This is a genomic window from Paenibacillus sp. FSL H3-0302 (genome assembly GCF_037982245.1).
Lineage (GTDB): Bacteria > Bacillota > Bacilli > Paenibacillales > Paenibacillaceae > Paenibacillus_AQ > Paenibacillus_AQ odorifer.
Genome location: NZ_CP150284.1, coordinates 6,249,806 through 6,276,750, shown reverse-complemented (window position 1 = coordinate 6,276,750; position 26,945 = coordinate 6,249,806). Strand labels below are relative to the sequence as shown.

General features: G+C 44.8%; 33 protein-coding genes and 1 other annotated feature (1 of these 34 cut by a window edge). All 33 genes read left to right on the top strand.

All coding sequences use genetic code 11. The features are described from left to right. Positions 1–51, top strand: a sequence feature (ribosomal protein L10 leader region); it begins 102 nt to the left of the window's first position. A 64-nt stretch (positions 52–115) separates the two neighbouring features. The 33 genes from rplJ (at position 116) to secY (ending at position 26,895) form a co-directional block, all read left to right on the top strand. Beyond that, on the top strand, positions 116–619 hold the full coding sequence (gene rplJ, locus MHH50_RS28025; protein ID WP_076099619.1) for a 50S ribosomal protein L10: 504 nt from the start codon (positions 116–118) through the stop codon (positions 617–619). A 65-nt stretch (positions 620–684) separates the two neighbouring features. Beyond that, complete coding sequence (rplL, locus tag MHH50_RS28020; protein ID WP_036680508.1) at positions 685–1,044, top strand: 50S ribosomal protein L7/L12; 360 nt, start codon at positions 685–687, stop codon at positions 1,042–1,044. Between the two features lie 111 nt (positions 1,045–1,155). Further along, positions 1,156–1,755 (top strand): class I SAM-dependent methyltransferase, encoded by a 600-nt coding sequence (locus MHH50_RS28015; protein WP_076186625.1) that lies wholly within the window; start codon positions 1,156–1,158, stop codon positions 1,753–1,755. Between the two features lie 422 nt (positions 1,756–2,177). Then, positions 2,178–5,723: a DNA-directed RNA polymerase subunit beta gene (rpoB, locus tag MHH50_RS28010; RefSeq protein WP_038573461.1), complete on the top strand. Its 3,546-nt coding sequence runs from the start codon at positions 2,178–2,180 to the stop codon at positions 5,721–5,723. A 116-nt stretch (positions 5,724–5,839) separates the two neighbouring features. Further along, complete coding sequence (gene rpoC, locus MHH50_RS28005) at positions 5,840–9,451, top strand: DNA-directed RNA polymerase subunit beta' (protein WP_076130019.1); 3,612 nt, start codon at positions 5,840–5,842, stop codon at positions 9,449–9,451. 180 nt (positions 9,452–9,631) lie between these two features. Next, positions 9,632–9,883 (top strand): ribosomal L7Ae/L30e/S12e/Gadd45 family protein, encoded by a 252-nt coding sequence (locus tag MHH50_RS28000; RefSeq protein ID WP_038573459.1) that lies wholly within the window; start codon positions 9,632–9,634, stop codon positions 9,881–9,883. Between the two features lie 133 nt (positions 9,884–10,016). Further along, entirely contained in the window at positions 10,017–10,436 is a 420-nt protein-coding gene (gene rpsL / locus MHH50_RS27995; RefSeq protein ID WP_036680518.1) for a 30S ribosomal protein S12, read from the top strand. A 45-nt stretch (positions 10,437–10,481) separates the two neighbouring features. Continuing rightward, the gene (gene rpsG, locus MHH50_RS27990) at positions 10,482–10,952 is read left to right on the top strand and encodes a 30S ribosomal protein S7 (RefSeq protein WP_036680520.1); all 471 of its coding nucleotides are present in this window, start codon (positions 10,482–10,484) and stop codon (positions 10,950–10,952) included. A gap of 47 nt (positions 10,953–10,999) precedes the next feature. Continuing rightward, on the top strand, positions 11,000–13,078 hold the full coding sequence (gene fusA, locus MHH50_RS27985; RefSeq protein ID WP_036680521.1) for an elongation factor G: 2,079 nt from the start codon (positions 11,000–11,002) through the stop codon (positions 13,076–13,078). A gap of 109 nt (positions 13,079–13,187) precedes the next feature. Continuing rightward, positions 13,188–14,378, top strand: a complete 1,191-nt coding sequence (tuf, locus tag MHH50_RS27980; protein ID WP_036680523.1) for an elongation factor Tu — start codon at positions 13,188–13,190, stop codon at positions 14,376–14,378. A gap of 252 nt (positions 14,379–14,630) precedes the next feature. Then, the gene (locus tag MHH50_RS27975) at positions 14,631–15,980 is read left to right on the top strand and encodes a globin-coupled sensor protein (protein ID WP_076130018.1); all 1,350 of its coding nucleotides are present in this window, start codon (positions 14,631–14,633) and stop codon (positions 15,978–15,980) included. A 225-nt stretch (positions 15,981–16,205) separates the two neighbouring features. Continuing rightward, positions 16,206–16,514 carry a 30S ribosomal protein S10 gene (gene rpsJ / locus MHH50_RS27970; RefSeq protein ID WP_017692074.1) on the top strand — a complete coding sequence of 103 codons (309 nt, stop codon included), beginning with the start codon at positions 16,206–16,208 and terminating at the stop codon, positions 16,512–16,514. A gap of 42 nt (positions 16,515–16,556) precedes the next feature. Beyond that, positions 16,557–17,180: a 50S ribosomal protein L3 gene (rplC, locus tag MHH50_RS27965; RefSeq protein WP_036680532.1), complete on the top strand. Its 624-nt coding sequence runs from the start codon at positions 16,557–16,559 to the stop codon at positions 17,178–17,180. Positions 17,181–17,205: 25 nt separating this feature from the next. Next, entirely contained in the window at positions 17,206–17,829 is a 624-nt protein-coding gene (gene rplD / locus MHH50_RS27960) for a 50S ribosomal protein L4 (protein WP_036680536.1), read from the top strand. Beyond that, positions 17,829–18,122, top strand: a complete 294-nt coding sequence (gene rplW, locus MHH50_RS27955) for a 50S ribosomal protein L23 (RefSeq protein WP_036680537.1) — start codon at positions 17,829–17,831, stop codon at positions 18,120–18,122. Before rplD ends, rplW begins: the two co-directional genes overlap by 1 nt. Positions 18,123–18,151: 29 nt before the next feature. Beyond that, positions 18,152–18,982 carry a 50S ribosomal protein L2 gene (gene rplB, locus MHH50_RS27950; protein ID WP_036680541.1) on the top strand — a complete coding sequence of 277 codons (831 nt, stop codon included), beginning with the start codon at positions 18,152–18,154 and terminating at the stop codon, positions 18,980–18,982. 76 nt (positions 18,983–19,058) lie between these two features. Then, the gene (gene rpsS / locus MHH50_RS27945) at positions 19,059–19,337 is read left to right on the top strand and encodes a 30S ribosomal protein S19 (RefSeq protein ID WP_036652940.1); all 279 of its coding nucleotides are present in this window, start codon (positions 19,059–19,061) and stop codon (positions 19,335–19,337) included. A 33-nt stretch (positions 19,338–19,370) separates the two neighbouring features. Then, positions 19,371–19,703: a 50S ribosomal protein L22 gene (gene rplV, locus MHH50_RS27940; RefSeq protein ID WP_036680546.1), complete on the top strand. Its 333-nt coding sequence runs from the start codon at positions 19,371–19,373 to the stop codon at positions 19,701–19,703. Positions 19,704–19,716: 13 nt separating this feature from the next. Beyond that, complete coding sequence (rpsC, locus tag MHH50_RS27935) at positions 19,717–20,382, top strand: 30S ribosomal protein S3 (protein ID WP_038573452.1); 666 nt, start codon at positions 19,717–19,719, stop codon at positions 20,380–20,382. 2 nt (positions 20,383–20,384) lie between these two features. Beyond that, positions 20,385–20,819, top strand: coding sequence for a 50S ribosomal protein L16 (rplP, locus tag MHH50_RS27930; RefSeq protein ID WP_036680552.1), 435 nt, complete (start codon positions 20,385–20,387; stop codon positions 20,817–20,819). Next, positions 20,809–21,006, top strand: a complete 198-nt coding sequence (gene rpmC / locus MHH50_RS27925; protein ID WP_019908232.1) for a 50S ribosomal protein L29 — start codon at positions 20,809–20,811, stop codon at positions 21,004–21,006. The genes rplP and rpmC overlap by 11 nt, the downstream gene beginning before the upstream one ends. 43 nt (positions 21,007–21,049) lie before the next feature. Beyond that, positions 21,050–21,316, top strand: a complete 267-nt coding sequence (gene rpsQ / locus MHH50_RS27920; protein ID WP_036680554.1) for a 30S ribosomal protein S17 — start codon at positions 21,050–21,052, stop codon at positions 21,314–21,316. A gap of 38 nt (positions 21,317–21,354) precedes the next feature. After that, a complete protein-coding gene (gene rplN / locus MHH50_RS27915; protein ID WP_036680556.1) occupies positions 21,355–21,723 on the top strand; it encodes a 50S ribosomal protein L14 in 369 nt (122 codons plus the stop codon). Positions 21,724–21,771: 48 nt separating this feature from the next. Continuing rightward, entirely contained in the window at positions 21,772–22,125 is a 354-nt protein-coding gene (gene rplX / locus MHH50_RS27910) for a 50S ribosomal protein L24 (RefSeq protein ID WP_076099615.1), read from the top strand. Between the two features lie 31 nt (positions 22,126–22,156). Further along, a complete protein-coding gene (gene rplE / locus MHH50_RS27905; protein ID WP_036680558.1) occupies positions 22,157–22,699 on the top strand; it encodes a 50S ribosomal protein L5 in 543 nt (180 codons plus the stop codon). A gap of 49 nt (positions 22,700–22,748) precedes the next feature. Further along, positions 22,749–22,934 (top strand): type Z 30S ribosomal protein S14, encoded by a 186-nt coding sequence (locus MHH50_RS27900; RefSeq protein ID WP_013312154.1) that lies wholly within the window; start codon positions 22,749–22,751, stop codon positions 22,932–22,934. A gap of 32 nt (positions 22,935–22,966) precedes the next feature. Further along, positions 22,967–23,365 carry a 30S ribosomal protein S8 gene (rpsH, locus tag MHH50_RS27895; RefSeq protein WP_036680560.1) on the top strand — a complete coding sequence of 133 codons (399 nt, stop codon included), beginning with the start codon at positions 22,967–22,969 and terminating at the stop codon, positions 23,363–23,365. A gap of 30 nt (positions 23,366–23,395) precedes the next feature. Continuing rightward, positions 23,396–23,938, top strand: coding sequence for a 50S ribosomal protein L6 (gene rplF / locus MHH50_RS27890; RefSeq protein WP_036680562.1), 543 nt, complete (start codon positions 23,396–23,398; stop codon positions 23,936–23,938). Between the two features lie 84 nt (positions 23,939–24,022). Continuing rightward, positions 24,023–24,391 carry a 50S ribosomal protein L18 gene (rplR, locus tag MHH50_RS27885; RefSeq protein WP_036680564.1) on the top strand — a complete coding sequence of 123 codons (369 nt, stop codon included), beginning with the start codon at positions 24,023–24,025 and terminating at the stop codon, positions 24,389–24,391. 27 nt (positions 24,392–24,418) lie between these two features. Continuing rightward, the gene (gene rpsE, locus MHH50_RS27880; protein WP_036652980.1) at positions 24,419–24,916 is read left to right on the top strand and encodes a 30S ribosomal protein S5; all 498 of its coding nucleotides are present in this window, start codon (positions 24,419–24,421) and stop codon (positions 24,914–24,916) included. A 14-nt stretch (positions 24,917–24,930) separates the two neighbouring features. Further along, positions 24,931–25,116 carry a 50S ribosomal protein L30 gene (gene rpmD, locus MHH50_RS27875; RefSeq protein ID WP_036680567.1) on the top strand — a complete coding sequence of 62 codons (186 nt, stop codon included), beginning with the start codon at positions 24,931–24,933 and terminating at the stop codon, positions 25,114–25,116. A 40-nt stretch (positions 25,117–25,156) separates the two neighbouring features. Further along, positions 25,157–25,597: a 50S ribosomal protein L15 gene (gene rplO / locus MHH50_RS27870; protein WP_036680569.1), complete on the top strand. Its 441-nt coding sequence runs from the start codon at positions 25,157–25,159 to the stop codon at positions 25,595–25,597. After that, positions 25,597–26,895 (top strand): preprotein translocase subunit SecY, encoded by a 1,299-nt coding sequence (gene secY / locus MHH50_RS27865; protein WP_076130016.1) that lies wholly within the window; start codon positions 25,597–25,599, stop codon positions 26,893–26,895. Before rplO ends, secY begins: the two co-directional genes overlap by 1 nt. Positions 26,896–26,945 lie beyond the last annotated feature (50 nt).

The window sequence follows — 26,945 nt, the reverse complement described above, 5'->3', positions numbered from 1 at the left end:
TTTCGTTTTATCAAGCCTTCGTGATTCTGCGGAGGCTTTTCTACTGCCTGCGTAGGAGCGGTGAAGCTTTCCTTGGAAAGAACGCCGACACATAAATTTTCAGGAGGTGTATACATTGGCAAATGCAAAAGTAATTCAAGCAAAACAAGACGCGGTTGACGTCGTTACTGCAAAACTGCAAAACAGTCTTTCGACTGTTGTAGCTGACTACCGTGGATTGAACGTTTCCCAAGTGACTGAACTGCGTAAGCAACTTCGTGAAGCTGGCGTTGAGTTTCAAGTCCTGAAGAACACATTGCTGCGTCGCGCAACTGCTGCGGCTGAGTTGAGTGAATTGGATGAAGTTTTGACTGGTCCAACAGCTATCGCATTCAGCACAACTGATGCAGTAGCACCAGCTAAAATTTTGAACGATTTCGCCAAGAAAAACGACGCTTTGAAATTGAAAGGCGGCGTAGTTGAAGGTCGTGTCATTGACGCGGAACAACTGAAAGCACTGGCTGAGCTTCCATCCCGCGATGGTTTGCTGTCCATGCTGCTTAGCGTACTTCAAGCTCCAATGCGCAACTTCGCGCTTGCAGTTAAAGCTGTTGCTGAAAAAGAAGAACAAAGCGCGTAAGCCTTTGACTCTTGCAGCATAATCAATACCACAAATAAATTTAAATATAAAATGGAGGTTCAATCATGAGTAAAGAAGCAATCTTGGAAGCAATTAAAGGCATGAGCGTATTGGAACTGAACGACCTGGTTAAAGCAATTGAAGAAGAATTCGGCGTAACTGCAGCAGCTCCAGTAGCAGCTGGCGGTGCAGTAGCAGCAGTAGCTGAAGAGCAATCCGAATTTGACGTAATTTTGACAGGCGCTGGCGCTTCCAAAATCAACGTTATCAAAATCGTTCGCGAAATCACTGGTCTTGGCTTGAAAGAAGCTAAAGATCTTGTAGACAACGCACCAAAAGCAATCAAAGAAAAAGTAAGCAAAGACGAAGCCGAAGCTACTAAAGCAAAATTGGAAGAAGCAGGCGCAGCTGTAGAAGTGAAGTAATTCCTTCTATTACTGAAAACCCCTTGAACTTGTTCAAGGGGTTTGTTTTATAAATAGAGTTAGTAGGGCGTATATACCAACTGCTAACATAATAGGAAAGGGAGGAAAGAGATGTCGCAACATTATTATTCGCAGCAGCCGGAAGTACGTCATGACAGACGTAGCATTGATACCGTACTAAGAGGCAAAAGCTTTCGTTTTACGAGCGATGCCGGTGTATTCTCTAAAGGGGACATCGATTACGGTAGCCGAGTTCTTATTGAAGCTATGATAATTCCGGACGGTTCAGCGGTGCTTGATGTAGGTTGTGGTTATGGGCCGATTGGATTAAGTGCAGCATACCTAGCTCCCAAAGGACATGTAACCATGATTGATATTAACAGTCGTGCGGTAGAACTGGCGCGTGAGAATGCTCAGCACAATGGAATCCGGAATGTTACGATAATGGAAAGCGATGTGCTCGGCGCATTGAATGAGCAGCAGAAGTTCGATGTGATTCTAACTAATCCTCCGATTCGTGCAGGAAAAGCTGTAGTGCATAAGATTTTTGAAGATGCGTATGAACATTTAAATGAGGGTGGCTATCTGTGGATTGTGATTCAGAAGAAGCAGGGCGCTCCATCCGCAGTGGCAAAACTAGAAAGCTTGTTCTCAATGGTGGAAGAAGTGGGGAAAGACAAAGGCTATCGTATTATTAAAGCGCAAAAATAAAATACAATAGGTTATTGACATGTGATAGTGATAATGGTATTATTATAAAATGTCAGTATTAAGATAGGCTCCATGTCTTTAGTTTGCTGAAATGTCAAGCAATATATTGTCGCCCGGCTAGCGCATGCCGCACGGCAAGTTTTTGCGAGTTGGTTGTCTATGCTCTAACGCAGCGAATGCTACGTGGTAATAGATAATAGCGCATAAACTATTGCTTGGTGACGTATAATATGTACGTTTTGGGCAAATCTACTTGATAAGGAGTATTTTGGTCATGGATAAATGCGCTCTTTTTTCGAAGATTTCGATAAGGGCTTTTCTTTTATTTATGACTGAATCCTTGTAGTATGGTTCCATTATACGGTTCCAAACAAGGGTTCGCAATCAATTTTTAAGTGAGTAGACATGAGGGGTGAGTAAAGTTGGCAGGACATCTTGTTCAGTATGGTCGACGCACTCGGCGGAGCTATGCGAGAATTAACGAGGTACTCGAGGTCCCGAACCTGATCGAGATCCAACAAAAATCTTATGATTGGTTTTTGGAGGAAGGATTGCGGGAAATGTTTCAGGACATCTCGCCGATCCAGGATTTCACAGGTAATTTGGTACTAGAGTTCATTGATTACAGCCTGGGTGAACCGAAATATACGGTTGACGACGCTAAAGAGCGGGACGTAACGTATGCGGCTCCTCTGCGTGTAAAGGTGCGGCTCATTAATAAAGAGACCGGTGAGGTTAAAGAGCAGGAAGTGTTCATGGGAGATTTCCCGCTGATGACGGAGACCGGCACTTTTATTATTAATGGTGCGGAACGGGTTATTGTCAGCCAGTTGGTTCGCTCTCCAAGCGTCTATTTCAGCACAAAAGTGGATAAGAACGGCAAAAAAACCTACACCGCCACAGTAATCCCGAACCGCGGAGCCTGGTTGGAACTTGAAACCGATGCTAAGGACATTATGTATGTTCGTATCGATCGGACTCGTAAAATTCCTGTTACCGTACTTTTGCGTGCTCTCGGTTTCGGTAGTGATGCCGAAATTCTGGAATTGCTTGGCAATGATGAATATATTCGCAATACGCTGGATAAAGACAACACGGACTCCACGGAGAAGGCGCTTATTGAAATTTATGAGCGTTTGCGTCCGGGCGAACCGCCGACACTAGACAATGCCAAAAGTTTGCTGGTTGCGCGTTTCTTTGATCCAAAACGCTACGACCTAGCTAATGTAGGCCGTTACAAAATCAATAAAAAGCTACACATTAAGAACCGTCTTTTCAATCAACGTCTTGCTCAGCCTTTGGTTGACGACTCTACTGGAGAAATCCTGGCAGAATCCGGCCAAATGGTCGATCGTAGACTGCTTGATGAATTGATTCCATATTTCGAAAAGAATGTTGCCTTTAAAAACTACCGTGTTACTGGTGGAGTTATGGACAGCGAAGATATTCCTCTTCAAACAATTGACGTATTCTCGCCGATTGAAGAAGGCCGGGTTATTAAGCTGATCGCTAACGGCAATATCGACAAATCTGTTAAGCATATTACTCAAGCTGATATTATATCCTCAATCAGCTACTTTATTAATTTGCTTCACGGAATTGGCAATACCGATGATATTGACCACTTGGGTAACCGTCGTCTGCGTTCTGTAGGTGAACTCTTGCAGAATCAGTTCCGTATCGGTTTGTCCCGGATGGAACGTGTTGTACGTGAAAGAATGTCGATTCAGGATGCTAATGCGATTACGCCTCAGGCTCTGATCAATATTCGTCCGGTCATCGCGTCTATTAAAGAGTTCTTCGGTAGCTCCCAGCTGTCTCAATTTATGGATCAGACGAACCCGCTTGCGGAACTTACGCATAAACGTCGTCTGTCCGCCCTCGGACCTGGTGGTTTGACACGTGAACGCGCGGGCTTTGAAGTTCGTGACGTCCATCACAGTCACTACGGTCGGATGTGTCCAATTGAAACGCCGGAAGGTCCAAACATCGGGTTGATCAACTCCTTGTCTACCTTTGCCCGCATCAATGAATACGGCTTTATTGAAGCTCCGTATCGTTGGGTGGATCCGAAGACTGGTAAGGTGACTGAGCAAATTGACTATCTGACTGCTGATGAGGAAGATAATTATGTAGTTGCTCAGGCTAACGTGTTGATCGAAGAAGATGGCACCTTTAAAGAAGACATGGTAATCGTTCGTTACAACAAAGACTCAGACAACATTACAACGATGCCAAGTAATCGTGTCGATTACATGGACGTTTCGCCTAAACAGGTTGTATCTGTCGCTACGGCGCTCATTCCGTTCCTTGAGAACGATGACTCCAACCGCGCACTGATGGGATCTAACATGCAACGTCAAGCTGTTCCGCTTCTAATTCCAAAAGCTCCGCTGGTCGGAACAGGGATGGAACATAAATCCGCTAAGGATTCTGGCGTATGTATCGTTTCCAAGTATGACGGTATTATCGAACGTTCTTCAGCTAATGAAATTTGGCTGCGTCGCGTTGAGACTGTCGAAGGCAAGGAAGTTAAAGGCGATATCGTTAAATATAAATTACACAAATTTATGCGTTCTAACCAAGGTACCTGTATTAACCAACGTCCTCTAGCTAAAAGAGGGGACATTGTTAAGAAGGGTGATATCCTGGCAGACGGTCCTTCCACAGAAATGGGCGAACTTGCTCTTGGCCGTAACGTAGTCGTTGCGTTCATGACTTGGGAAGGTTACAACTACGAGGATGCGATCCTGTTAAGTGAAAAGCTGGTTAAGGAAGATGTATATACTTCGATTCATATCGAAGAATACGAATCTGAAGCTCGCGACACTAAATTGGGACCTGAAGAAATTACGCGCGATATTCCGAACGTCGGCGAAGAAGCTCTGCGCAATCTTGATGAGCGCGGAATCATCCGCATCGGTGCGGAAATCAGCGCTGGTGACATTCTGGTGGGTAAGGTTACTCCTAAGGGTGTAACTGAACTGACAGCAGAAGAACGTCTCCTGCACGCTATCTTTGGTGAGAAAGCTCGTGAAGTACGGGATACCTCTTTACGCGTTCCTCATGGTAGTGATGGTATTATCGTGGACGTTAAAGTCTTTACACGTGAGAACGGCGATGAGCTGCCTCCTGGTGTAAATCAATTGGTTCGTGTCTACATCGCTCAGAAACGTAAGATCTCTGAGGGAGACAAGATGGCCGGACGTCACGGTAACAAGGGTGTCGTTGCCCGTATCCTGCCAGAAGAAGATATGCCGTTCCTTCCGGACGGTACGCCAGTACAGGTTGTTCTTAACCCTCTGGGCGTTCCTTCTCGTATGAACATCGGACAGGTGCTTGAGGTCCATATTGGTATGGCCGCATTGCGTCTGGGAATTCACATTGCAACGCCGGTATTCGACGGAGCGCGTGAGTACGACGTGTTTGATACGATGGAAGAAGCAGGTATGCAGCGTAATGGTAAAACCGTGCTGTATGATGGCCGTACAGGTGAACGCTTCGAACGTGAAGTTACTGTTGGTGTCATGCACATGATCAAACTGGCGCACATGGTTGATGATAAGATTCACGCCCGTTCAACAGGACCTTACTCACTAGTTACGCAGCAACCATTGGGTGGTAAAGCTCAATTTGGTGGACAGCGTTTCGGGGAGATGGAAGTGTGGGCGCTTGAAGCTTACGGTGCTGCATATACATTGCAAGAAATTTTGACCGTGAAATCCGATGACGTGGTTGGTCGCGTGAAGACGTACGAATCTATTGTCAAAGGTGAAAATGTACCGGAACCAGGTGTTCCTGAGTCGTTCAAGGTATTGATCAAAGAACTGCAGTCCCTGGGTATGGATGTTAAGATTCTTAGCGGTGACGAGCAGGAAATTGAAATGAGAGAATTGGACGATGAGGACGAGACGTCAGGCGACAAACTAAGCCTCAATTTAGAAGGTTCAGAAGTCGGAGTAGAATAATCAAGCTGGAGCTTAAAAGTTCCATTTTATAAAGGACCGCACGCCCTCTTTTGATGTAACAGTCAGAAGAGGGCAAAGCGGTACTAAATCAGGATTAGGTTAAGGAGGGTTGCTCCTTGTTGGACGTTAACAATTTTGAATTTATGAAAATCGGACTCGCTTCTCCGGAGAAGATTCGTTCATGGTCCCGCGGAGAAGTTAAGAAACCGGAAACCATTAACTATCGTACATTGAAACCGGAAAAAGAGGGTCTTTTCTGTGAGCGTATCTTTGGACCACAAAAAGACTGGGAATGTCATTGCGGTAAATACAAACGTGTCCGTTATAAGGGCGTAGTCTGCGACCGTTGTGGCGTTGAGGTTACCCGTGCTAAAGTTCGTCGTGAACGTATGGGTCACATTGAATTGGCTGCTCCGGTATCTCATATCTGGTATTTCAAAGGTATCCCAAGCCGCATGGGGCTTGCACTAGATATGTCTCCAAGATCACTTGAAGAAATTATCTATTTCGCATCTTATGTTGTAACGGATCCAGGTGAAACTCCACTGGAAAAGAAACAACTTCTGTCCGAGAAAGAATATCGTAGCTACCGTGAAAAATACGGTTATGGTTTCCAAGCCGGCATGGGTGCTGAAGCTGTTAAAAAGCTTCTTCAAGATATCGACATTGATAAAGAGCTGGAATTCCTCAAAGAAGAACTGCGTACGGCCCAAGGCCAACGCCGTAACCGGGCGATCAAACGTCTGGAAGTCATTGAAGCATTCCGTAACTCCGGCAACAAGCCTGATTGGATGATCATGGATGTTCTTCCGGTTATTCCTCCGGAGCTTCGTCCGATGGTTCAGTTGGATGGTGGCCGTTTTGCTACGTCTGATTTGAATGATCTCTATCGCCGTGTTATTAACCGGAACAACCGTCTGAAAAGACTGCTTGATCTCGGTGCTCCTGACATTATCGTGCAGAACGAAAAACGGATGCTCCAGGAAGCTGTCGATGCTCTCATCGATAACGGCCGTCGGGGACGTCCGGTAACCGGTCCTGGTAACCGTCCGCTTAAATCGCTCAGCCATATGCTGAAAGGTAAACAAGGACGTTTCCGCCAGAACTTGCTCGGTAAACGGGTTGACTACTCTGGACGTTCCGTTATCGTAGTAGGACCGTACCTTAAGATGTATCAGTGCGGACTTCCTAAGAAAATGGCGTTAGAATTGTTCAAGCCTTTTGTTATGAAAGAATTGGTTAATAAGGGCCTTGCCCACAACATAAAGAGCGCGAAACGTAAAGTTGAACGCGTAAGTCCTGAAGTTTGGGATGTACTCGAAGAAGTAATTAGAGAACACCCAGTACTTCTAAACCGCGCACCAACACTTCACCGTCTCGGTATTCAAGCATTTGAACCGATCTTGGTGGAAGGTCACGCTATTCGTCTTCACCCACTCGTATGTACGGCGTACAATGCCGACTTTGACGGTGACCAAATGGCGGTGCACGTTCCTCTGTCTGCAGAAGCTCAAGCGGAAGCACGCATTCTTATGCTTGCATCTGGTAATATCTTGAACCCTAAAGACGGTAAGCCAGTTGTAACACCTTCCCAGGATATGGTCCTTGGTACTTTCTACTTGACCATGGATAACAAGGAAGAAAAGGGTAGTGGTATGATTCTGCGTACCGTTAACGAAGCTGTATCAGCTTACCAACGCGGAACTGCAGGACTTCATGCTCGTGTTGCTATTCCGGCTAAAGCACTTGGCAAAACATGCTTTACGGAAGAACAACAAAATGCAATGTTGATTACTACGGTCGGTAAGATCATTTTTAATGAAATCTACCCAAGTAGTTTCCCTTATATCAACGAAGCAACCAAAACTAACTTGCTGCACGGCACACCAGAGAAATACTTTATCTACGAAAAAGGCGCGAACATTCGCGAGCTGATTGAATCCGCTCCAGAAGCCAGTGCTGTAGGTAAAGAATATCTGGGTCTGATTATTGCTCGTTGTTTTGAAACTTATCACACAACCAAAACTTCTATGATTTTGGATAAAATCAAACAACTCGGATTCACTTACTCCACACGTTCTGGTGTTACAGTTGCCGTGTCGGACGTTATTGTTCCTGAGGAGAAAGTTACCATCCTGAAAGAATCTGAAGCTAAGGTTGATGTGGTTGCTAACCAATATCGCCGTGGTTTGATCACCAATGACGAACGGTATGACCGTGTTATTGAGATCTGGTCGAAGACTAAGGATGATCTTACGAACATCCTGCTTAAGTCGATGGACCGTTTCAACTCTATCATGCTCATGGTTGACTCTAAAGCGCGTGGTAACAAATCGCAGATCACTCAGCTGGGTGGTATGCGTGGTCTGATGGCAACACCTTCAGGTCGGATTTTCGAATTGCCAATCAAGGCGAACTTCCGTGAAGGTCTTACCGTCTTGGAGTACTTTATCTCCACTCACGGAGCGCGTAAAGGTCTTGCCGATACCGCACTTCGTACCGCTGACTCAGGGTATCTGACTCGTCGTCTTGTTGACGTTGCCCAGGACGTTATTGTCCGTGAAGAAGATTGTGGAACCGATAAAGGCTTCACAGTTAGTCGTATTCAGGATGGTAAAGAAGTTATCGAAGATCTGTATGACCGTATTGAAGGTCGTTACTGCTTCGAAACTGTTCGTCACCCAGAAACAGGCGAAATCATTGTTCACCGCAATGATTTGATTGACTCCGATAAAGCGGAGGCAATTGTAAACGCAGGTGTAACTAAGCTGCAAATTCGTTCTGTACTGAGCTGCCGTGCCCGTCATGGTGTTTGTAAGAAATGTTACGGACGTAACTTGGCAACTGGTAAACACGTTGAGATTGGTGAAGCAGTTGGTATTATTGCCGCACAATCTATCGGTGAACCAGGAACCCAGCTTACAATGCGTACGTTCCATACCGGCGGTGTTGCCGGTGATGACATCACTCAAGGTTTGCCGCGTATTCAGGAGTTGTTTGAAGCTCGTAACCCTAAAGGTCAAGCTACAATCAGTGAGATCGATGGCGTAATTAAGGAAATCCGTGAAACCAAAGACCGTCGCGAAATCGAGGTTCAAGGTGAAGCAGAATCCAAGACTTATTCCATTACTTATGGTTCACGTCTACGTGTTAGCGAAGGCCAAGAAATAGAAGCCGGCGATGAGCTGACAGACGGTTCGATTGACCCTAAAGAAATGCTGCGTATCAAAGGGATCCGTGGGGTACAAAACTACATTCTGCAAGAAGTACAGCGTGTATACCGTAACCAAGGCGTTGAGATCAATGATAAGCACATTGAAGTTATGATCAAGCAAATGCTTCGGAAGATCCGTATCATTGACGCAGGTGACACAAGTCTGTTGCCAGGTGCATTTGCGGATATTCATGAGTACGAAGGTGCTAACAAGGAAGCTATCTTGTCTGGTAAAGAGCCTGCTGTTGCTAAACCAGTCTTGCTCGGTATTACCAAGGCGTCTCTTGAAACGGATTCCTTCTTGTCAGCTGCATCATTCCAAGAAACTACTCGTGTCCTAACAGACGCTGCTATCAAAGGTAAAGTAGATAAGTTGCTTGGACTTAAAGAAAATGTTATTATCGGTAAGTTGATTCCTGCAGGTACTGGGATGAACCGTTACCGTAACGTTAAGCTAAGTGATCCAAATGCAGAAAGCGAACTTGAATCTTTAGAGACGGTTCCTGCTGAATAAATTAGCAATCATGGTAGTGTGCTCATGTCATACCTACTCATAGGTGTGGCATGAGTGTTCTGCTGTGTATAATTTCTATAAAAATTGTTGCTGAATTTCTTGACACCATCTATTGATAATGCTAAAATGTCTAAGGTGCGTGAGTAGCCATGTTATCCTTGTTCATTGGAGGTAAAGAGAATGACTGATGATAGAGGACTACAGGATGCTCAGGTCAAGATCGGTACCAAACAAACCGTCAAGGCGGTAGAGTTGGGCCTAGCCGCAGAAGTCTATGTGGCAGAGGACGGAGATCAAAGGCTTACTTCCAGGATAGTTTTGCTTTGTAACAAACAAGGTGTTAAGATCACATATGTGGATACGATGCTGAATTTGGGCAAGGCCTGCGGAATAGAAGTTGGCGCTGCGATGGCAGCCGTCTTAAAACAATAGCTACAGAAATGTTTTTGTACTGGGGTGAACACCAGCGGCAAGAACTTTTCATTTGTCTTTTTATGAACCGCCTGGGTCTGTGGGCTTAGAGTTCTTAAATCGACTATCATTTCAGGAAGGGGGTGGCAACAACATGCCAACAATTAACCAATTGGTTCGTAAAGGCCGTCAAGCCAAAATCGAAAAATCTAAATCTCCCGCTCTTCAAAAAGGGTATAACGCCCTCAAGCGTGAGGCTACAAATTTGAGCGCTCCGCAAAAACGCGGTGTGTGCACTCGTGTAGGCACAATGACTCCACGTAAACCAAACTCAGCGCTTCGTAAATATGCCCGTGTTCGTTTGACGAACCGTCTCGAGGTAACAGCTTATATCCCGGGTATCGGACATAACTTACAAGAGCACAGTGTTGTATTGCTTCGCGGAGGTAAAGTAAAGGACCTTGCAGGGGTTCGTTACCATATCGTTCGTGGTGCTTTGGATACAGCAGGTGTAGCTAACCGGATGCAAGCTCGTTCTAAATACGGTGCAAAACGTCCTAAAGCTAAGAAGTAAGATAACAATATCTGAATAATAAACATTTAAGAAAGGGGGATATCCATGCCACGCAAAGGTCCAGTTACAAAGAGAGACGTATTGCCAGATCCGTTGTATAATAGCAAGTTGGTTACTCGTTTGATTAACCGCATTATGCTGGGTGGTAAAAGAGGTGTCGCTCAAAGCATTCTGTACAATTCATTCAAATTGATTGAAGAACGTACGGGTAAAGATCCGATGGAAGTTTTCGAAGCTGCCATCAAGAATATCATGCCGGTTTTGGAAGTCAAAGCTCGTCGTGTCGGTGGTGCTAACTATCAAGTACCTATCGAGGTTAAACCAGAGAGACGTACTGCTCTGGGATTACGTTGGCTCGTAAACTACTCTCGCAACCGCGGTGAGAAGACTATGGAAGAGCGTTTGGCGGCTGAGATCATCGACGCTTCCAACAACACAGGCGCTTCTGTTAAGAAACGTGAAGATACACACAAAATGGCTGAAGCAAACAAAGCGTTCGCTCACTACCGTTGGTAGGATAAAGGTCATTCAAATAACTTATATTTTGAAGGGAGATCCATTTCATGGCTAGAGAGTTCTCCTTAAAAAATACACGTAACATCGGGATCATGGCGCATATTGATGCTGGTAAAACAACTACCACAGAGCGGATTCTTTTCTATACAGGCCGTACGCACAAAATCGGTGAAGTTCACGAGGGTGCTGCTACAATGGACTGGATGGAGCAAGAACAAGAGCGCGGAATCACGATTACGTCCGCTGCTACGACTGCTGCGTGGAAAGGTCACCGCATCAATATCATTGATACCCCAGGACACGTTGACTTCACTGTTGAAGTTGAACGTTCCCTGCGTGTATTGGATGGGGCAGTTGGTGTATTTAGTGCAAAAGAGGGCGTTGAGCCTCAGTCTGAAACCGTATGGAGACAGGCTGACCGTTATAACGTTCCCCGGATTGCATATGTAAACAAAATGGACATTATCGGTGCGGATTTCCTTAACGTAATCGAAACTATGCGTGATCGCCTTCAAGCCAATGCAGTTGCTATTCAATTGCCAATTGGTGCAGAAAGTGATTTCACTGGTATTATCGACCTAGTTGAGCAAAAAGCACACATGTTCAGAGATGATCTGGGCCAAAACATCGAAGTAACGGATATTCCGGAAGAATATTTGGCCAAAGTTGAGGAGCTGCGTCTCGAGTTGATCGAGAAAGTTGCTGAACTTGATGAGGATCTGACTATGAAGTATTTGGAAGGCGAAGAAATTACAATTCCGGAAATTAAAGCTGCAATTCGCAAAGGCGTAGTTGAAGTTAAATTGTTCCCTGTAATTGCTGGATCTTCCTACCGAAACAAAGGGATTCAGCTTATGCTGGATGCTGTTGTTGATTACTTGCCATCTCCTCTTGACGTTCCAGCTATTACTGGACATCTTGATGACGGTACAGAAGCTGTTCGTCACTCTTCGGATGAAGAGCCGTTTGCAGCTTTGGCATTTAAAATCATGACAGACCCTTATGTTGGTAAACTTACGTTCTTCCGTGTTTACTCAGGCGTACTTGAGTCCGGATCATACGTAGTTAATGCAACTAAGAACAAGCGTGAACGTATTGGTCGTATCCTTCAAATGCATGCGAACAGCCGTCAAGAAATTTCCATCGTGTATTCTGGCGACATCGCAGCTGCTGTTGGTTTGAAAGATACCAGTACAGGTGATACACTGTGTGATGAGAAGAATCCAGTAATTCTGGAATCAATGAACTTCCCTGATCCAGTTATCGAGATCGCTGTTGAACCAAAAACTAAAGCTGACCAAGATAAAATGGGCGTTGCTCTCGGAAAGTTGACTGAAGAGGATCCAACTCTTCGTGCTCACACTGATGAAGAAACAGGCCAAACAATCCTGGCTGGTATGGGTGAACTTCACTTGGACATCATCATCGACCGTATGCGTCGTGAGTTCAAAGTAGAAACTAATGTGGGTAAACCACAGGTAGCTTACCGCGAAACGTTCAAGGCACCTGCTCGCGTCGAAGGTAAATTTGTACGCCAATCTGGTGGTCGTGGTCAATACGGTCACGTATGGGTTGAATTTGAACCCCTCGAACCAGGTACTGGTAGCAAATTCGAAAGTAAAGTTGTTGGTGGCTCGGTTCCTAGAGAGTACATCGCTCCTGCACTTGCGGGTATTGAAGAACAAATGAAAAACGGCGTACTTGCTGGCTTCCCGCTAGTAGACGTTAAAGCTACCATCGTAGATGGTTCTTATCATGATGTCGATTCCAACGAAATGGCATTTAAAATTGCCGGTTCGATGGCACTCAAAGCAGCTAAAGACAAGTGTAAGCCTGTCCTGCTTGAGCCAATCATGAAAGTAGAAGTAACTGTTCCTGAGGAATATATGGGTGATGTAATGGGTATGCTGAACTCCCGCCGTGGCCGTATCGAAGGTATGGATTCCCGTGGTGGAGCGCAAATTATCCGTGCTAAGGTGCCTCTTTCCGAAATGTTCGGATACTCTACAACACTTCGTTCTGGTACACAAGGACGTGGCGTATTCTCAATGGAGCTTTCTCACTATGAAGAAGTTCCTAAATCCATTGCGGAAGAGATCGCTGCAAAGAACAAAGGCGCTGAATAATTACCAGTTTTAACTTGCCGTCCCGGGTATAAACACTCAGTCATCTAAGATTACAGGTATGCGGGCGGCTCAAATATAAGGAACCCCACATTAAGGAGGAACTGTTCAAATGGCAAAGGCAAAGTTTGAACGTAACAAACCGCACGTTAACATCGGTACTATTGGTCACGTCGACCATGGTAAAACGACTCTGACTGCTGCAATCACTACTGTATTGTCCAAAACTTACGGTGGCGCAGCTATCGCATTCGATCAAATCGACAAAGCTCCTGAAGAGCGCGAACGTGGTATCACAATCTCCACTTCCCACGTTGAATATGAAACTCCTAACCGTCACTACGCTCACGTAGACTGCCCTGGTCACGCCGACTATGTTAAAAACATGATCACTGGCGCAGCGCAAATGGACGGAGCTATCCTGGTTGTATCCGCAGCTGATGGCCCAATGCCACAAACTCGCGAGCACATCCTGTTGTCCCGTCAAGTAGGCGTTCCTTACATCGTTGTCTTCTTGAACAAATGCGACATGGTTGAAGACGAAGAGTTGTTGGAATTGGTTGAAATGGAAGTTCGCGACTTGCTTAGCGAGTATGACTTCCCAGGCGACGATACTCCAATCATCCGTGGTTCTGCTCGTGAAGCTCTGCAAAACCCAGATGGCGATTACGCTAAAAAAATCATCGAAATGTTTGAAACAATCGATGAGTACATTCCACTTCCTGAGCGTCAAACTGACAAGCCTTTCTTGATGCCTGTCGAAGACGTATTCTCCATCACTGGCCGTGGTACTGTGGCAACTGGTCGCGTAGAACGCGGAACAGTTAAAGTCGGAGAAGAAATCGAAATCGTTGGTATTCACGAAGATACTAAGAAATCCGTAGTTACGGGCGTAGAAATGTTCCGTAAATTGCTGGATTCCGCTCAAGCTGGGGACAACATCGGAGCATTGCTTCGTGGTGTTGACCGTAACATGATCGAGCGTGGTCAAGTATTGGCTAAGCCGAACTCCGTTAAACCACACACTGAGTTCACTGCTCAAATTTACGTTCTGACAAAAGAAGAAGGTGGCCGTCACAAGCCTTTCTTCACTGGATACCGTCCACAGTTCTACTTCCGTACAACTGACGTAACTGGTATCATCAACTTGCCAGAAGGTACTGAAATGGTTATGCCTGGTGATAACATCTCCGTAACCGTACAACTGATCTCCCCAATCGCTATTGAAGAAGGTACTAAATTCTCCATTCGCGAAGGTGGCCGTACAGTTGGTGCTGGTAGCGTAGCTTCTATCCAAAAATAATAATTCGACTTCTATCTGCGGGTAGATTCCGAATTACAAACACCCCTGATTCTTCTTGCGGAGAATCAGGGGCTTTTTTTTGAGAATAATGTATTATTCGACATCAATTGATAATAAAGCATAACAATATGATCTTTTTCTACATAATTCGTCAAATTACAACAATCAATTGTTTACAATTATACTAATGATAGAGTAAAATGAAGGAGGAATAATAATGTAAAATAATAGGAATTGTGGGAGAGTGGTAATATGGGGAAATGTCCTTTTTCCTTCATGCATGCGTTAACTGCACGTAATAATAATGTGGATTCTCCTGCCTCTCATTCCTTAGACTTCAAGGATCAGAATCATTCTGTGGCAGAGTCTTTTCATAAGCTGGATGGACATGGTGAGCTTAACGAGCAGATGAGAATGATTGATCTAACTGAAGCAGATTTGAACTTACTACGCAGGGTGAAACCTGTTGTTGAGCAAAATATAGACTATATCATTGATCAATTTTACAATTCGGTATTAGGCGTAAATAAACTTGAAGCTATTATTTTAGAGCATAGCAGTATAGACAGGTTAAAAACTACTCTTCGTGGGCATATTCTAGAGATTTTTAATGGAAAGGTTGATGATGAGTACATAGCAAAGCGTCTAATGATCGCTAATATTCATAAAAAAGTTGGGCTTGAGCCCAAATGGTACTTATCTGCTTTTCAGAATCTTCAGAACGTATTTATACGCGTTATATATAATGAAACAAACGATGATAATACACGCCTTCGAGTGGTTCAGACCGTGACCAAACTCCTTAACCTTGAGCAGCAGCTGGTTCTAGAAGAATATGAGAAGGAGAACATAAAAGAGAAGGAAGAGCAATATCTATTGGTGAAAAATGAATTAAAACAAAAAATTTCAGAGTTTAGCGTTGAATTGATAGATTATAGCATCGATACTAATGCTGCTGTAAAGCAGCTAGTGGCAAGCAGCAATGAAGTAAGTAGAACATTCCAACGTACGGCTGCATCCGCCCTGGAGTCACAGGGATTAGCTACAGATGGGCATGAACACTTGGGTGATTTGACTGAGCAAATTAATCTTATATATCAGACCACCAGTGAGATGGAAGACTCGATCATTGAGTTAAGCGATTCCTCTAAGCAAATTCAAAAAATTGTGAACTCAGTAAGGGAAATTGCCGATCAGACTAAAATCCTCTCACTTAATGCAACGATTGAAGCCGCTAGAGCCGGTGAGCATGGTAGAGGTTTTAGTGTGGTTGCTCAAGAAGTTAGCCGGCTTGCAGAGGATACTAAGAGTACTGTAATTCAGATCGTAGAGCTAACAAATAAATCTGGTCTACTCACTCAGCAGGTTGTAGAAGAGATTCGTAAGGTGCAGGAGTTAACTAAGAATGGGAAGCACCAATCGGTCGAGACTAGTCTTTTGTTCTCTGATATTGTAGACGCTATGCGTAGCAGTACACAGGAGATTGTAATAGTGGAAGAAGAAATAAGAACCTTAATCCAAACCATTGAGGGGATCGGAACAGCAACGGCTCAGACTGCTTCCTCCGCAGAGTTTTTTAAGTCTGCCACAGAGAATCTTTAACATATATATAGTAGAAGAACAGCGCATGAAAAAAATATGCGTTGTTTTTCTATTTTCGCTTGCAATACTGCTGCCTATTATATATAATAATAAATGTTGTTCTGAGACGTTGCGATGATGTGAGAGGTTACTGACACACCCGGCCCCTTTGCCATGGGGACGAGGTCAGAAAATTTTCACGGAGTATGTCCGATACCAAATTGGGCGATAGAAGGAGGGACTAAAATGGCAAAGCAAAAAATTCGTATTCGCTTGAAAGCATACGACCACAGAATTCTTGATCAATCCGCTGAGAAGATTGTTGAAACAGCAAAACGTTCGGGTGCAGGTGTGTCCGGGCCGATTCCGTTACCAACTGAGAAGCAAATCATTACTATTCTCCGTGCGGTACACAAGTACAAGGATTCCCGTGAACAGTTTGAACAACGGACTCACAAACGTTTGATCGATATTGTGAACCCAACACCACAAACTGTGGATGCCTTGATGCGCTTGGATCTACCGTCCGGTGTAGATATCGAAATCAAATTGTAATTCTATTTTAAGTAATTTAGGAAAAGAAAAGAGGTGTCAACATTGAAAGGTATCTTAGGAAAAAAACTCGGTATGACTCAAGTGTTTACTCCAGAAGGTAACGTAATTCCTGTTACTGTTATCGAAGCAGGCCCTTGTGTAGTACTGCAAAAGAAAGACCTGAATATCGACGGATATGAAGCAGTGCAATTGGGCTTTTCTGATAAAAAAGAAAAACGCTCCAATAAGCCTGAACAGGGTCACGCCAAAAAGGCAAATGCAACACCTAAGCGCTACGTTCGTGAAATTCGCGGTGTTGATCTCGGGTCTCTCGAGGTTGGACAAGAGCTGAAGGCTGATATCTTTGCTGAGGGCGAATTTGTTGACGTAACTGGTACATCTAAAGGTAAAGGTTTCCAAGGTAACATCAAACGTTGGGGACAAAGCCGCGGACCAATGGCACACGGATCGCGTTACCACAGAAGACCGGGTTCCATGGGTTCTATCCAAGCTAACCGTGTTCCTAAGGGCAAACGCCTTCCAGGACATATGGGTCACACGACTATTACGGTTCAAAAGCTTGAAATTATCAAGGTTGATGTTGAACGTAACGTATTGCTGGTTAAAGGCGCTATCCCAGGTCCTAAAAACAGCTTCGTGAAAGTTAAACAAACCGTTAAGAAATAATTATTGAAGAAAGGAGGAACATGAAATGCCAAAAGTAACACTTTTTAATATTAGTGGCAACGAAGTTGGTGAAGTGGAACTGAGCGATACAGTATTCGGTATTGAACCGAATGAGCACGTTCTACATGAAGCTGCGCTTATGCAAAGAGCTTCCCTACGTCGTGGTACACACAAAGTAAAAGGACGTTCTGAAGTTCGTGGCGGTGGACGTAAACCTTGGAAACAAAAAGGTACAGGTCGCGCTCGTCAAGGCTCCATTCGTTCTCCACAATGGAAGGGCGGCGGCGTTGTCTTCGGACCAACACCACGTAGCTATTCCTGGAAACTGCCTAAGAAGGTTCGTCGTTTGGCGATCAAATCCGCTTTGTCCTCGAAAGTACTCGAGAATGACATTATCGTATTGGATAGCTTGACAATGAATGCTCCGAAGACGAAAGAATTCGCAGCAATCTTGAACAACCTGAAAGTAGATCGTAAAGCGTTGATCGTAGCTACTAGCTATGATGATAACGTAGCACTTTCCGCTCGTAACATCCCTGGGGTGAAATTCGTAGCGGCTGACGGCATTAATGTTCTTGACGTACTGACGTACGACAAACTGATCATCACTAAAGAAGCAGTTCTGAAGGTAGAGGAGGTGTTCGCGTAATGAAAGATCCTCGTGATATTATCAAACGTCCGGTGATTACGGAACGTACTTCCGACTACATGAGCGAAATGAAATACGCTTTTGAAGTGGATATCCGTGCTAACAAAACCGAAATCAAAAAAGCTGTCGAGGCTATTTTCAAAGTAAAAGTAACTAATGTGAACACAATGCGCGTACCTGGCAAACTGAAACGTTATGGTAAATATTCTGGTTACACTCCAGAGTGGAAAAAAGCCATCGTTAAGCTTAGCCCGGACAGCAAACCGCTTGAATTTTTTGAAGCGGTAGAATAATACTCTGTTGAAGTAAGGAGGGAACTACAGTGCCAATCAAAAAGTACAAACCGACCTCTCCGGCAAGACGCGCTATGTCCGTGTCTACGTTTGAAGAAATTACAACAAACCAGCCAGAGAAATCGTTGCTTTCTCCGCTGTTCAAACATGCGGGACGCAACAACCAAGGTAAAATTACGGTTCGTCACCATGGCGGCGGACATAAACGTAAATACCGTATTATCGACTTCAAGCGGACTAAAGACGGCATACCAGGTAGCGTTGCTACAATCGAGTATGACCCGAACCGCACATCTAATATTGCTTTGATCCACTATGCTGATGGAGAGAAACGTTATATCATCGCTCCTAAAGGTCTAAGAGTTGGGGATAAAGTAGAGTCCGGTCCTGCGGCCGACATCAAAATTGGTAACAGTCTTCCACTGGAGAACATTCCAGTAGGTACAGTTATCCACAACATTGAGTTGAAACCAGGTAAAGGCGGACAATTGGTTCGTGCAGCTGGTACAGAAGCTCAATTGCTTGGTAAAGAAGAAAAATACTGTTCCGTTCGTTTGTCATCCGGTGAGGTTCGTAAGATCCTTAGCGTATGCCGTGCAACTATCGGTTCCGTAGGTAATGAAGATCACGAATTGATCAAAATCGGTAAAGCTGGACGTAGTCGCTGGCTCGGCCGTCGTCCTGAAGTTCGCGGGGTAGTAATGAACCCTAACGATCACCCACACGGTGGTGGTGAAGGTCGCGCTCCAATCGGACGTAAATCGCCAATGTCTCCATGGGGCAAACCAACCCTTGGTTACAAAACGCGTAAGAAAAACAAGGCATCTGATAAATATATCGTTCGCCGCCGCACTAAATAAGACGCTTCTGGCAAGTTAATAAAGCGCGAAGCGTCGATTCGCGGTTTGAAGAACCGGATGAAGGGAGGATTCACACATGGGTCGCAGTTTAAAGAAGGGGCCGTTTATCGATGGCTACCTGCTTAAAAAAGTTGAGGAACTGAACGAGGCTGAGAAAAAGGTTGTAGTTAAAACTTGGTCCCGTCGCTCAACCATTTTCCCTCAGTTTATCGGACATACGTTTGGTGTATATGACGGCCGTAAACACGTGCCTGTATACGTAACAGAAGATATGGTAGGTCACAAGTTGGGCGAGTTCGCGCCAACACGTACTTACAAAGGCCACGCGGGTGACGATAAGAAAACAAGAAGATAATAATAAGGTCTCTGTTTGAAAGGAGGTTAAACAATGGAAGCAAAAGCACATGCAAGATCGGTGCGAATTTCCGCTCGTAAAGCGAAACTGGTTGTTGACTTGATTCGCGGTAAGCAAGTGGGGGAAGCAATTGCTATTCTTCGCCACACTCCGAAATCCGCTTCTCCGGTCGTTGAAAAGTTGCTTAATTCGGCAATTGCGAATGCTGAGCATAACTATTCTTTGGACGTGAACAGTTTGTTCGTTAGCGAGGTTTTCGTTAACCAAGGACCTACTATGAAACGTTTCCGTCCGCGCGCCATGGGCCGCGCAAGTCGGATCAATAAACGCACGAGCCACATTACACTGGTGGTATCTGAGAAATAAGGAGGGATAACACGTGGGTCAAAAGGTAAATCCAATCGGACTCCGAATCGGTATTATTCGCGATTGGGAATCTAAATGGTATGCAGGAAAAGATTTCGGTACTCTTCTGATGGAAGACGTCAAAATCCGGGAATACCTTAAAGGCAAATTGAAGGATTCCGCTGTTTCCCATATCGAGATCGAAAGAGCGGCTAGCCGCGTGAACGTTACAATTCATACAGCTAAACCAGGTATGGTTATTGGTAAAGGCGGAGCAGAAGTAGAAGTACTTCGCAGTGCAGTTACAGCAATCGCTGGTGGCAAAAAAGTACACATCAACATCAATGAAATCAAGCACCCTGAATTGGATGCAATTCTTGTAGCTGAGAGCATTGCTCAACAATTGGAACGTCGTGTATCGTTCCGTCGTGCCCTCAAACAAGCGATTCAAAGAACTATGCGTTCTGGCGCAAAAGGGATTAAAACTCAAGTGGGCGGACGTCTTGGCGGAGCTGAGATTGCTCGTTCAGAAGGTTATAGCGAAGGAACAGTTCCACTTCATACGCTTCGTGCCGATATCGATTACGGAACGGCTGAAGCACATACAACTTACGGTCTTATCGGCGTAAAAGTATGGATCTACCGTGGAGAAGTTCTTCCCCCAGCTAAGAAACAAGCTGCTCAGGAAGGAGGCAACTAATCATGTTGGTACCAAAACGCGTAAAACACCGCAAGCAACAACGCGGACACATGAAGGGTATGGCAAAAGGCGGTACTGAATTGAACTTCGGCGAATTCGGCCTGGTTGCACTTGAACCGTCTTGGATCACTAACCGTCAGATCGAAGCTGCTCGTATCGCGATGACACGTTATATCAAACGTGGCGGTCAAGTTTGGATCAAGATTTTCCCAGATAAACCTATTACTCAAAAGCCTCTCGAGGTTCGTATGGGTAGTGGTAAAGGTAACGTTGAGAAATGGGTAGCCGTAGTTAAACCGGGCAAGATTATGTTCGAACTCGGAGGCGTGTCGGAAGAAATCGCTCGTGAAGCGATGCGTCTTGCCGCTCACAAGCTGCCTGTAAAGACTAAGTTTGTGAAACGTGAAGAATTGGGTGGTGAAGCAAATGAAAGCTAATGAACTTCGCAACTTAACCACTGCTGAGATTGAACAAAAGATCGCTGGATTCAAAGAGGAACTTTTTAATCTCCGTTTTCAATTGGCAACTGGCCAATTGGACAACCCAACTCGGATTCGTGACGTGCGTAAGGAAATAGCTCGTGCTAAAACCGTGATCCATCAAAGAGTGCTTGGGATTAGTTAAGTGAGACGGATCGCAGATCCGTATTCAGGAAGGAGGCTAACTAATGAGTGAAGAACGTAATGCACGTAAAGTGCTAATCGGTAAAGTGGTCAGTGATAAAATGGATAAAACCATCGTAGTTGCTGTTGAAACCTATAAGAAACACAATTTGTACCACAAACGCATCAAGTCTACGAAGAAATTCAAAGCACATGATGAGGGAAATGTTGCAAAGATTGGCGATACCGTAAAACTCATGGAAACTCGTCCGTTGTCTAAGGACAAACGTTGGAGACTAGTTGAAGTGGTAGAAGCAGCGGTTATCATCTAAGATAATCAAGAGAGTTTTTCCGGAAGGAGGAAATTATAATGATTCAACCATTTACACGTTTGCATGTGGCTGACAACTCTGGTGCGAAGGAACTGATGTGTATCCGCGTACTGGGTGGTACTGGACGCCGTACAGCAGCAATCGGTGATTTGATCGTTTGTTCCGTTAAACAAGCAACACCAGGCGGCGTTGTCAAAAAAGGTGATGTTGTTAGAGCGGTAGTTGTTCGTACGAAACGTTCCGTTCGTCGTAAAGATGGATCTTACATCGCATTCGACGAAAATGCAGCTGTTGTTGTTAAAGACGACAGAAGCCCTCGTGGAACACGTATCTTTGGACCAGTTGCTCGCGAACTTCGCGATAAAGACTACATGAAGATCGTTTCCTTGGCACCGGAAGTTATCTAATAAACACGGCACCAATAAGTTGAAGGTTAGTTATAGGAGGTGTAATAAATGCCTAGAGTGAAAAAAGTTCTGGAATCCCATAACAATAAACTGCACGTGAAGAAAGATGACGTGGTGCTTGTGATCAGTGGTAAAGACAAAGGCAAAAAAGGCCGTGTCATCGCTGCTTATCCTCGTGAAAACCGCGTTCTGGTAGAAGGCGTCAATATGGTGAAAAAACACCAAAAGCCGAACCAGCTGAATCCACAGGGTGGAATTATTGAGCAGGAAGCTTCGATTCATGTGTCCAACGTAATGCACATCGATCCGAAGACCGGCAAAGTAACCCGTATCGGTTACAAAGTTTTGGACAATGGTAAAAAAGTTCGGATTGCTAAAAGATCCGGAGAGATTATCGACTAATCTAGCCCTTAAGAAAGGAGGTTAAATCTTCATGGCAGCAAGAATGAAAGAACGTTTTCTTAACGAAATTACACCTGCTTTGATGCAGAAGTTTAACTATACAACTGTTATGCAAGTGCCTAAGATCGAGAAGGTTGTCATCAACATGGGTGTGGGTGACGCTGTTCAAAACTCCAAAGTACTTGATGCTGCAGTTAATGACATGCAGTTGATCGCTGGTCAAAAACCAGTAATCACTAAAGCTAAAAAATCCATCGCTGGTTTCAAACTACGCGAAAATATGCCGATTGGGGTTAAAGTAACACTGCGCGGAGAGCGTATGTATTACTTCTTGGACAAATTGTTCAACGTAACACTTCCACGTGTACGTGACTTCCGTGGTGTTTCCACTAAAGCCTTTGACGGCCGTGGTAACTACACACTTGGTCTTAAAGAACAATTGATCTTCCCCGAGATCGAATATGACAAAGTGGATAAAGTCCGCGGTATGGACATCGTTATTGTAACGACTGCTAAGACGGACGAGGAATCCCGCGAGCTGCTGGGTCAGCTGGGAATGCCTTTCGCAAAATAAAGTCGGTTAATCCATTTTCTCCGAAAATGTTTAGGAGGTGTCAGGCTAAGTGGCAAAAACTTCGATGAAAGTTAAACAACAACGTACGCCTAAGTTTAAAGTACGTGCATATACACGTTGCGAACGTTGTGGTCGTCCACATTCGGTACTGCAAAAGTTCAAAATTTGCAGAATTTGTTTCCGTGAATTAGCTTATAAAGGCCAGATCCCTGGCGTGAAAAAAGCAAGTTGGTAAGAAGTTTATAAACGGGAAGGAGGTTTACACACATGACTATGTCTGATCCTATTGCAGATATGCTTACTCGTATTCGTAACGCTAACATTGTGCGTCACGAGACGGTAGAAATGCCTGCTTCTACTATGAAGAAACAAATCGCTGACATTTTGAAGCGTGAAGGTTTCATCCGCGATGCGGAATTCGTTGAAGATAGCAAACAAGGGATTATCCGTATCTTCTTGAAATACGGCCCTAACCAAGAGCGTGTTATTTCTGGTTTGAAAAGAATCAGTAAACCAGGCCTTCGCGTATACACGAAGAGCAATGAAGTGCCTCGTGTACTCGGTGGTCTAGGAATCGCGATTATCTCCACATCTAAGGGAGTTATGACCGACAAAGAAGCTCGTCAATCAAAATCTGGCGGAGAAGTTGTCTGCTACATTTGGTAATAAACGTCACAAGATAAGGAGGTGCAACACATGTCTCGTATTGGTCGCAAACCAATCGCAGTACCTAGCGGTGTAGATGTCACTTTGGACAACGCCGTTATTACAGTAAAAGGTCCAAAAGGTTCTTTGACTCGTGAGCTTCATAAAGACATGAAGGTTACAGTTGAAAATAACGAAATTACCGTTGTTCGCCCGTCGGATAACAAATTGCATCGTTCACTTCACGGCACAACCCGCTCCGTTGTCAACAACATGGTAGCAGGTGTGACTGAAGGTTTCTCGAAATCTCTGGAACTGGTTGGGGTCGGATATCGTGCAAGCAAATCCGGAGATAAAATCGTTCTGAACGTTGGTTATTCCCACCCGGTTGAAATTACACCGGAAGCTGGTATCGAGTTCGAAGTTCCTGCGAACACGAAGATCATCGTTAAAGGTATCGATAAAGAACGCGTTGGCGCATACGCTGCTAAAATCCGTTCCGTTCGTGAACCAGAACCGTATAAAGGTAAAGGTATCAAATATGAAGGCGAGCGTATCATCCGCAAAGAAGGTAAAGCTGGTAAGAAGAAATAACCAGTTTAAACTTAATTGTAAGATACCCCGTGCATCTTAAAGTGAAGCTGTTTACGGCAAACTGAAGGGAGTGAAAGGGAAGTCATGATTACAAAAGAAGATAAAAACAAGGCTCGTCTCAAAAGACACCTGCGTGTTCGTAAGAAGATCCAGGGAACTACTGAGCGTCCACGTTTGAACGTATTCCGTTCTTCGAAACACATCTACGCTCAACTGATCGATGATGTTAAAGGGGTTACTATCGTATCCGCTTCTACACTTGATAAAGATCTGAGCGCTAACATCGGTAATGGCGGTAGCGTTGAAGCTGCAGCGAAAGTTGGCCAATTGGTCGCTGAGCGTGCCAAAGAAAAAGGATATGCAGTGGTCGTATTCGACCGCGGAGGTTACTTGTACCATGGACGGATTCAAGCATTGGCTGATGCAGCTCGTGAAGCTGGTCTTGAATTCTAGAATAATTCTTAAAAGGAGGTTAACGACTTGCGTGTAGATCCGAACAGTTTAGAACTGACAGAAAGAGTTGTACACATTAACCGTGTTGCAAAAGTTGTAAAAGGCGGACGCCGTTTCAGCTTTAGTGCACTTGTTGTTGTGGGCGACGGCAACGGCTACGTCGGTGCTGGTATCGGTAAAGCCGGCGAAGTTCCGGATGCCATCCGTAAAGGCATTGAAGACGCCAAGAAAAACCTGATTCACATCCCAATCGTAGGAACTTCGATTCCCCATCTCGTTACTGGACACTTCGGCGCAGGACGCGTGTTGTTGAAACCAGCATCAGAGGGTACTGGCGTTATCGCTGGCGGTCCAGTTCGTGCGGTATTGGAATTGGCAGGCGTTGGCGACATTTTGACAAAATCACTGGGTTCTTCGAATTCCATGAACATGGTCAATGCAACTTTGGAGGGACTTTCCCGTCTGAAACGCATTGAAGAGGTCGCGAAACTTCGCGGCAAATCTGTCGAAGAATTGCGCGGTTAAGGAGGGGAACGTCAATGGCAAAATTGCAAATTACCCTCGTACGTAGTGTAATCGGACGTCCAGAAACACAACGTGTTACTGTTAAGACGCTCGGCCTGCGTAAACTCAACACGACAGTGGTTCACAATGACAGTCCTGCAATTCGCGGAATGATCAATAAAGTGAGTCACTTGCTATCTGTAACTGAAATTGAAGGCTAATCGCCTCGCATAAATTAACAAACATAAGGAGGTGCAAACGATGAAGTTACATGAACTTGCTCCAGCTCCTGGTTCCCGCAAAGAACGCAATCGCGTTGGTCGTGGTCCTAGTAGCGGAAATGGTAAAACTTCCGGTCGCGGTCACAAAGGTCAAAACTCACGTTCTGGCGGTGGTGTTCGTCCGGGCTTCGAGGGTGGACAAAATCCGCTCTATCGTCGTCTGCCTAAACGTGGTTTCGTCAATCCTACCCGTAAAGAGTATGCGATTGTGAACCTGGAAGATCTGAATAGCTTTGCAGAAGGAACTGAAGTGACTCCGCAGTTGTTGCTTGAAACTGGTGTTGTCAAGAATTCCAAAAGCGGCATCAAGATTCTCGGCAACGGTGAGTTGACCGTAAAATTGACTGTACAAGCAAATAAGTTCTCTCAATCTGCGGTAGAGAAAATCGAGGCTGCCGGCGGTAAAACCGAGGTGATCTAATGTTCAAGACGCTTAAGAATATCTGGCATGTTGAAGATTTGCGCAAAAAGATCCTGTTTACCTTGTTCATTCTGATTATCTACCGTATCGGTTCGTTTGTTCCGGTTCCTGGTGTGAACAAAGATGTACTGCAAACAGCAAATCAGAGCGGTGACGCTTTGATGGGACTCTTGAACACCTTTTCGGGCGGAGCGCTCAAAAACTTCTCGATATTTGCGATCAGTATTTACCCGTACATTACAGCATCCATCATCGTGCAATTGCTGTCGATGGATGTTGTTCCTAAGTTTGCTGAATGGGCTAAACAAGGGGAGCACGGGAAAAAACAATTGGCGCAAATCACTCGTTACGGTACAGTGATATTAGCCCTGATCCAAGGTTTTGCTACGTCGATAGGGTTTAACCGGATATATAATACTCAAATGATGCCGAATGCGACATTTGCTGATTACTTGCTGGTTGCCATTATCTTGACGGCGGGTACTTCTTTCTTGATGTGGCTTGGTGAACAGATTACCGAAAAGGGAATCGGGAACGGGATTTCGATCCTGATTTTTGCGGGAATCGTCGCCGCCATTCCGGGATATATCACAAGTACGGCTAACTCAAGTTTTATTCAGCCGGATCAGGTGTTCCTGAATATTCTTAAAGTCGTTATCGTGCTGATTGTGATTGTAGCGATTATTACAGCAGTTATCTTCGTACAGCAAGGTATTCGGAAGATTCCTGTTCAATACGCTAAACGCGTAGTCGGCAATAAAATGTACGGTGGACAGAATACACATATCCCATTGAAAATTAATGCGGCAGGTGTAATTCCGGTAATCTTCGCCGTATCATTGCTTCAGTTCCCAGTTGTTCTCTCCAGTTTCTGGTCAACACATGCCTGGGCTCAATGGATTGCTAAGTATTTAGCAACCGATGCTCCACTTGGTATGCTTCTGTATGTAGTGATGATCATCGGGTTCACGTTCTTCTATACGTTCGTGCAGATGAATCCTCAGCAGATGGCCGATAACATGAAGAAGAATGGTGGTTACATTCCAGGTATCCGTCCTGGTAAAGCTACAGAGAAATATCTGACTAGAGTAATGTCTCGTCTGACTATGTCCGGCGCTTTGTTCCTAGCTTTGATCTCTGTTCTGCCGATGTTCTTCGGTGCTTTATCTGGATTGCCTAAAGAAGTTCGTATTGGCGGTACATCACTGCTGATCGTAATCGGTGTGGCATTGGATACTATGAAGCAGATCGAGAGCCAATTGATCAAACGCCATTACAAAGGCTTCATCAATAAATAGGTGATAGGTTCCGGTGAAGCTTAAGTTTTTATTCTTCCCGGCACCTATTA

Bases quoted from the DNA above. Each gene is read 5' to 3' on its own strand.
- rplL (WP_036680508.1), top strand. From the start codon at position 685: ATGAGTAAAGAAGCAATCTTGGAAGCAATTAAAGGCATGAGCGTATTG.
- MHH50_RS28015 (WP_076186625.1), top strand. From the start codon at position 1,156: ATGTCGCAACATTATTATTCGCAGCAGCCGGAAGTACGTCATGACAGA.
- MHH50_RS28000 (WP_038573459.1), top strand. From the start codon at position 9,632: ATGACTGATGATAGAGGACTACAGGATGCTCAGGTCAAGATCGGTACC.
- rpsL (WP_036680518.1), top strand. From the start codon at position 10,017: ATGCCAACAATTAACCAATTGGTTCGTAAAGGCCGTCAAGCCAAAATC.
- rpsG (WP_036680520.1), top strand. From the start codon at position 10,482: ATGCCACGCAAAGGTCCAGTTACAAAGAGAGACGTATTGCCAGATCCG.
- fusA (WP_036680521.1), top strand. From the start codon at position 11,000: ATGGCTAGAGAGTTCTCCTTAAAAAATACACGTAACATCGGGATCATG.
- tuf (WP_036680523.1), top strand. From the start codon at position 13,188: ATGGCAAAGGCAAAGTTTGAACGTAACAAACCGCACGTTAACATCGGT.
- MHH50_RS27975 (WP_076130018.1), top strand. From the start codon at position 14,631: ATGGGGAAATGTCCTTTTTCCTTCATGCATGCGTTAACTGCACGTAAT.
- rpsJ (WP_017692074.1), top strand. From the start codon at position 16,206: ATGGCAAAGCAAAAAATTCGTATTCGCTTGAAAGCATACGACCACAGA.
- rplD (WP_036680536.1), top strand. From the start codon at position 17,206: ATGCCAAAAGTAACACTTTTTAATATTAGTGGCAACGAAGTTGGTGAA.
- rplW (WP_036680537.1), top strand. From the start codon at position 17,829: ATGAAAGATCCTCGTGATATTATCAAACGTCCGGTGATTACGGAACGT.
- rpsS (WP_036652940.1), top strand. From the start codon at position 19,059: ATGGGTCGCAGTTTAAAGAAGGGGCCGTTTATCGATGGCTACCTGCTT.
- rplV (WP_036680546.1), top strand. From the start codon at position 19,371: ATGGAAGCAAAAGCACATGCAAGATCGGTGCGAATTTCCGCTCGTAAA.
- rplP (WP_036680552.1), top strand. From the start codon at position 20,385: ATGTTGGTACCAAAACGCGTAAAACACCGCAAGCAACAACGCGGACAC.
- rpmC (WP_019908232.1), top strand. From the start codon at position 20,809: ATGAAAGCTAATGAACTTCGCAACTTAACCACTGCTGAGATTGAACAA.
- rpsQ (WP_036680554.1), top strand. From the start codon at position 21,050: ATGAGTGAAGAACGTAATGCACGTAAAGTGCTAATCGGTAAAGTGGTC.
- rplN (WP_036680556.1), top strand. From the start codon at position 21,355: ATGATTCAACCATTTACACGTTTGCATGTGGCTGACAACTCTGGTGCG.
- rplX (WP_076099615.1), top strand. From the start codon at position 21,772: ATGCCTAGAGTGAAAAAAGTTCTGGAATCCCATAACAATAAACTGCAC.
- rplE (WP_036680558.1), top strand. From the start codon at position 22,157: ATGGCAGCAAGAATGAAAGAACGTTTTCTTAACGAAATTACACCTGCT.
- rpsH (WP_036680560.1), top strand. From the start codon at position 22,967: ATGACTATGTCTGATCCTATTGCAGATATGCTTACTCGTATTCGTAAC.
- rplF (WP_036680562.1), top strand. From the start codon at position 23,396: ATGTCTCGTATTGGTCGCAAACCAATCGCAGTACCTAGCGGTGTAGAT.
- rplR (WP_036680564.1), top strand. From the start codon at position 24,023: ATGATTACAAAAGAAGATAAAAACAAGGCTCGTCTCAAAAGACACCTG.
- rpmD (WP_036680567.1), top strand. From the start codon at position 24,931: ATGGCAAAATTGCAAATTACCCTCGTACGTAGTGTAATCGGACGTCCA.
- rplO (WP_036680569.1), top strand. From the start codon at position 25,157: ATGAAGTTACATGAACTTGCTCCAGCTCCTGGTTCCCGCAAAGAACGC.
- secY (WP_076130016.1), top strand. From the start codon at position 25,597: ATGTTCAAGACGCTTAAGAATATCTGGCATGTTGAAGATTTGCGCAAA.